Below are 5275 nucleotides of genomic sequence, written 5' to 3'. Positions count from 1 at the left end.
GGTCTTCCGCATGCGCGACGTTCGAGACGGCTGTCGACGCAAACATCGCCGAGGCCAGTCCCAACGCCAGTTTCAAGGTCGATTTCATGCCTTACCTCCCATTTGCGAAACGCGTCCGGATGACGGTTTCAAGAGCCCCTCAACCCTCGCTCCTCCGAGGGCCTAAACAGGCGCGCTATGCGTCGCCACGAAGCGCGATTGCGCTGCCGATGTTTAGTAATTTGTTTAGTGATGCTCTTTTTACTAAACAACGCAAGCGAATTCGTTGCTGCGTCGCAGCATGGCGAAACGGGTGCTTGAAATCGTTGGGAAATGATCGTCGGACCTGTGGCCGCCGCGGTCAGCTGGCCCCGGTGGCAGGGCCGGGGCTTGCCACCACTGGCCGGATCGCCGGCGCCGGCGGCAACAGCGCGCGTATGTCGGCGAAGGGAAAAGTCGGCTCGAAGCGGAAAGCCTCGGCCAGCGCGCCGGAGACGCCGTTGCACTGGCCGGCGCGGAACTCGTTCTGGAGGCGCGCCCGGTGCACATAATGCTCGGGGCCTTGCGACTGGTGCGCGCGGATCGCTTCTGCCTTGATGTCCCAATACTGGGAGATCTCGACATAATGCGTTGGTGAAAAACCGGTGCCGCCGAGCGTGTCGGCATGCAGCACCGGCACCGCGAAGGACGCCGCGATGCGCACGCTGTCGGACAGCGCGCGGTGGTCGCCGTGATAGTCATAGGGCGCATGGGTGATCGCGAGGTCGGGCTTCACCTCGCCGATCAGCGCCTTCAGCGCCGCAATGAACGCCGCGTCGGCGACGAGCGCACCGTCGGGGAAATCGAGGAAGCGCGGCTCGACGCCGAGCAGGCCTGCCGCCTTGGCCGCTTCCTTGCGCCGCAAGCGGGCGAGCGCCGCCGGGTCGCCCGTACCGCCCCTGGCACCATCGGTGGCTATCGCAAAATTGAGCTCTGCGCCTTGCGCGGCATAGGCGGCCAGCGTACCGAACATGAATATCTCGATGTCGTCGGGATGGGCGCCCAGCGCCAGTATCTTCACGTCTTCTCTCCCGGAAATGGCATGCCGAACGGAATCCTGCTCGCTCTGATCGCCTATGCAAGCTATTCGTTCAGCGACGCCGTCATCAAGAGCCTGGGCGGGCAGTTCACCGTCTTCGAGATCGGCTTCTTCTCGACCCTGTTTGCCGGCTGTTTTCTGTTCTTCACCAAGCCCGGGGGCGAGCGCTGGCGCGATTTCTGGCGCACCAAAAGGCCATGGGCGGTTCAGGCGCGCGCCTTGGCCGGCATCGCCTCGGGCGTGCTCAGCGTCTTTGCCTTCACCACCATTCCGCTGGCGGAAGTCTACGCGCTGATCTTCCTTGCGCCGTTGCTGGTCACCATCCTGTCGACAGTAATCCTCAAGGAGAAGGTCGGTCCCTGGCGGTGGCTGGCCGTCGTCGCCGGCTTCGCCGGTGTCATGCTGGTGGTGCGGCCGGGTTTTCGCGAATTGCATCTCGGCCATCTCGCCGCCTTCGCCAACGCCTTCCTCGCCGCCATCAGCGTCATCCTGATGCGCTCGCTCGCCCAGCAGGAAAGGCGCACGACGATTCTCGGCGCGCTGGTCGGCTACGGCCTTGTCTTCAACGGCGTAGGCGCGGCCGCCACGTCGTTCGCGCTCCCCAATCTCGGGCAGCTGGTCTGGCTTATGATGGCTGGCCTCTTCACCGCCGGCGGGCAGCTGCTGCAATTGCTCGCGGTCAAATACGCGCCGGCAAACCGCATCGCGCCGACGCATTATTCGCAGATCGTCTGGGCGGTCATCCTCGGCGCGCTGTTCTTCCACGAATATCCCGACTGGCTGTCGCTGGTCGGCCTGGCGGTGGTCGGCGCCTCCGGCCTGCTGACGATGGTGCGCGAAGAGGTCAGGCTCGGCACCGTGCGCTGGAACCCGTTTTCGCGCACCAGGCTCTGAGCGCATACGTTGCATGGCGACCGCGACCGCTGATATGCGGGCGACATGATGACGAAACCCTTGCCGGAGCTTCCGGTCACAGCCGTGCTGCCGGCACTTGGCGAAGCGCTCGCGCGGCGCAACAGCGCCGTGCTGGTGGCGCCGCCCGGCGCCGGCAAGACGACGCTGGTGCCGCTGGCGCTGCTCGACGCGCCGTGGCTGGGCGAGGGCAGGATCGTGCTGCTCGAGCCGCGCCGGCTCGCCGCTCGCGCCGCAGCCCGTCGCATGGCTGAACTGCTCGGCGAGGAGCCAGGCGGCACGGTCGGCTATGCCATGCGCATGGAGAACCGCAGCTCCGAGCGGACACGGATCCTGGTCGTCACCGAAGGCGTGCTCTCGCGCATGATCCTCGACGATCCGGAGCTGCCGGGCGTCTCGGCGGTGATCTTCGACGAATTCCATGAGCGCTCGCTCGACGGCGATTTCGGCCTGGCGCTGGCGCTCGACGTGCAGGGCGCGCTGCGGCCGGACCTGCGTCTGCTGGTCATGTCGGCGACGCTCGACGGCGCGCGCGTGGCGAAGCTTCTGTCGGAGGCGCCGGTGATCGAAAGCGAGGGCCGCGCCTATCCGGTCGATATCCGCTACGACGAACGGCCGCCCGGCACGGCGATCGAGGACGCCATGGCAAAGGCCGTGCGCTCCGCATTGGCCACCGAGCAGGGCAGCGTGCTCGCCTTCCTGCCCGGACAGCGCGAGATCGAGCGCACCGCCGAGCGGCTTGTGGGCAACGTTGCGGCCGACACCGATATCGTGCCGCTCTACGGCCAGCTCGACAACCGGGCGCAGGACCAGGCGATCAAACCGGCGCCGGCCGGCCGCCGCAAGGTGGTGCTGGCAACCTCGATCGCCGAGACCTCGATCACCATCGACGGCGTCCGCGTCGTCATCGATTCGGGCCTGTCGCGGCTGCCGCGCTATGAGCCGGCGAGCGGCCTGACCAGGCTGGAGACGGTGCGCGTCAGCAGAGCCTCGGCCGACCAGCGCGCCGGCCGCGCCGGGCGCACGCAAGCCGGCGTGGCGGTGCGCCTGTGGCGCGCCGAGCAGACCGCGTCGCTTCCCGCCTTCACGCCGCCGGAAATCCTCGAGGCCGACCTGTCCGGCCTGCTGCTCGACTGCGCCGCCTTCGACGTCGCCGATCCGTCGAGCCTCTCCTTCCTCGATCCGCCGCCGGCCCCGGCGCTTAACGAGGCGAGGGTTCTGCTCAAGGCGCTGCACGCCATCGATGAGGCAGGGCGGCTTACGGAAGCAGGCGCCGCCATCCGCAAGCTGGCGCTGCCGGTCCGGCTGGCGCATATGGTGGCCGAAGCGGCGAAGATCGGCCACGCGCTCGAAGCGGCGACGCTTGCCGTGCTTTTGACCGAGCGCGGGCTGGGCGGCGACAGCGCCGATCTGGAGCGGCGCCTGATCCGGTTTCGCGGCGAGAAATCGCCGCGCGCCAACGCCGCCAGGCAGCTCGCCGAGCGTTTGGCCAGGCAGGCCGGCGGCGGGCAGGGCAGCGAGGCGGCCTCTGCCGGCCCCCTTTTGATCCATGCCTGGCCGGATCGCGTGGCGAGGGCGCGCGGCGAACGCGGCCGCTTCGTGCTCGCCAATGGTTCGGGCGCCATGGTCGATGCCGCCGATCCGCTCGCCAATGAAACCTGGCTCGTCGTCGCCGACTTGCAGGGCAAGGCGCAGAACGCCCGCATCACCGCCGCCGCGCCGGTCGGCGAAGCCGATATCCGCGCCGCCCTTGCCGATCGCATCGAGACGAAGCGCGAGACGAGCTTCGACCGCGAGCGCCGCGCCGTGCGCATGCGCGAGATCGCCAGGCTCGGCGCCATCACGCTTTCCGAGCGCATGCTGCCGGCGCCGTCCGGCGCCGATGCCGACCGCGCCATCCTCGACGCCCTGCGCGAGCACGGCCTGTCGCTGCTCGACTGGGGCAAGGAAGCCGAAACCCTGCGGCAGCGGCTTGGCTGGCTGCATCGCGGCCTCGGCGTGCCCTGGCCCGATGTTTCGGATGAAACGCTTGTCGAGCGCCTCGACGACTGGCTCCTGCCGTTTCTTTCCGGCGACGCCTCTTTCGCTGCCATCAATCCGGCGACTTTGTCCTCGGCGCTCATGGCGCTGGTCCCGCATGACCTGCAGCGCAAGGTCGACGCGCTGGCGCCGACCCATTTCGACGCGCCGTCCGGCAGCCATGTTCCGATCCGCTATGACGGCGAATGGCCGGTGCTTTCGATCCGCGTGCAGGAACTGTTCGGCCTCGACCGGCATCCTTCCATCGCCAACGGCACCGTGCCGCTGACGCTGGAGCTTCTGTCGCCGGCGCATCGCCCGATCCAGACGACGCGCGACTTGCCCGGCTTCTGGCGCGGCTCCTGGGCGGATGTGCGTGCCGACATGCGCGGCCGCTATCCAAAACATGTCTGGCCGGAAAACCCCCTGCTGGCCGCCGCCACCAGCCGCGCCAAGCCGCGGGGGACATAGGCTTGCCGCCGAAGCTTTGGTGAGCCTCGCGTTATCGGACGGCGTACCTTTGCGATTGGCGCAAACGCCCATCGCTTCGTCATCCACGGGCGGAGCAAGGAGCGAAGCGACGCGCGCAGACCCGAGGATCCATTCCGTGACTTCTAAGCGTCGCGACGATCCAGAATTCTGCTCCGCTGCATTCTACGATCAAGGTAACGGAATGGATCCTCGGGTCTGCGCTCCGCTTCGCGTCGCTCCGCCCGTGGATGACGAAGTACGAGAGCTTCGGCCAGTCATTCGGCGCTCATGCTGGTGAACCGAAGACGCCAGCTGCCGGCCCCTCAAGTCCCTAACAGCACTACTAGCGCTTACTCTCCCGCGGTTATAATCGTAAGTCGATGATCAACATCCTGCGCGCGCCTGATTCCCAGCCAAGCCAGCGGTTGCGGCTCAACACGCTGGTCCGCCTGCGCTGGCTGGCCATCGTCGGCCAGAGCCTGACCGTGCTGGTCGTCGCCTATGGGCTGAAATTCCCGCTGCCGGTCTCGATGTGCTTCGCGCTCATCGCCTTGTCGGCCTGGATGAATCTGTGGCTCACCTTCCGCTATCCGGCCGCGCATCGGCTCACCCCGCTCTCGGCCTTCGCCATCCTGACCTTCGACGGCCTGCAGCTCAGCGGTTTGCTTTACATGACCGGAGGCCTGACCAACCCGTTCTCGGTGCTGCTTTCCGTGCCTGTTGTCATTTCGGCCGCGTCGCTGCCGCTGCGGTTCACAGCGATCCTCGGCGCGCTGGTCATGGTGGCCGCGACGTTGCTGGTGTTCTTCCACCTGC

Annotated in this window: 3 protein-coding genes and 1 pseudogene; 3 read left to right on the top strand and 1 reads right to left on the bottom strand. The window is 67.4% G+C overall.

Annotated elements, in window-relative coordinates:
* Positions 1-340: 340 nt before the first annotated feature.
* The gene (locus EOA23_RS31125) at positions 341-1039 is read right to left on the bottom strand and encodes a PIG-L deacetylase family protein (RefSeq protein WP_127306936.1); all 699 of its coding nucleotides are present in this window, start codon (positions 1037-1039) and stop codon (positions 341-343) included.
* Positions 1040-1060: 21 nt separating this feature from the next.
* Between EOA23_RS31125 and EOA23_RS31120 the strand changes: the two genes are divergently transcribed.
* The 3 genes and pseudogenes from EOA23_RS31120 to EOA23_RS31110 form a co-directional block, all read left to right on the top strand.
* Complete coding sequence (locus EOA23_RS31120) at positions 1061-1951, top strand: DMT family transporter (RefSeq protein ID WP_127306935.1); 891 nt, start codon at positions 1061-1063, stop codon at positions 1949-1951.
* A gap of 45 nt (positions 1952-1996) precedes the next feature.
* Complete coding sequence (hrpB, locus tag EOA23_RS31115) at positions 1997-4459, top strand: ATP-dependent helicase HrpB (RefSeq protein ID WP_127306934.1); 2463 nt, start codon at positions 1997-1999, stop codon at positions 4457-4459.
* 380 nt (positions 4460-4839) lie between these two features.
* Positions 4840-5275, top strand: a pseudogene (locus EOA23_RS31110) (sensor histidine kinase); the annotation flags it as partial.

Origin of the sequence: Mesorhizobium sp. M2A.F.Ca.ET.042.01.1.1, assembly GCF_003997405.1 — a bacterium.
In the GTDB taxonomy this organism is placed as follows: domain Bacteria; phylum Pseudomonadota; class Alphaproteobacteria; order Rhizobiales; family Rhizobiaceae; genus Mesorhizobium.
Note: the sequence above shows the minus strand (reverse complement) of the source record. Positions and strands in the feature narration are given on the sequence as shown.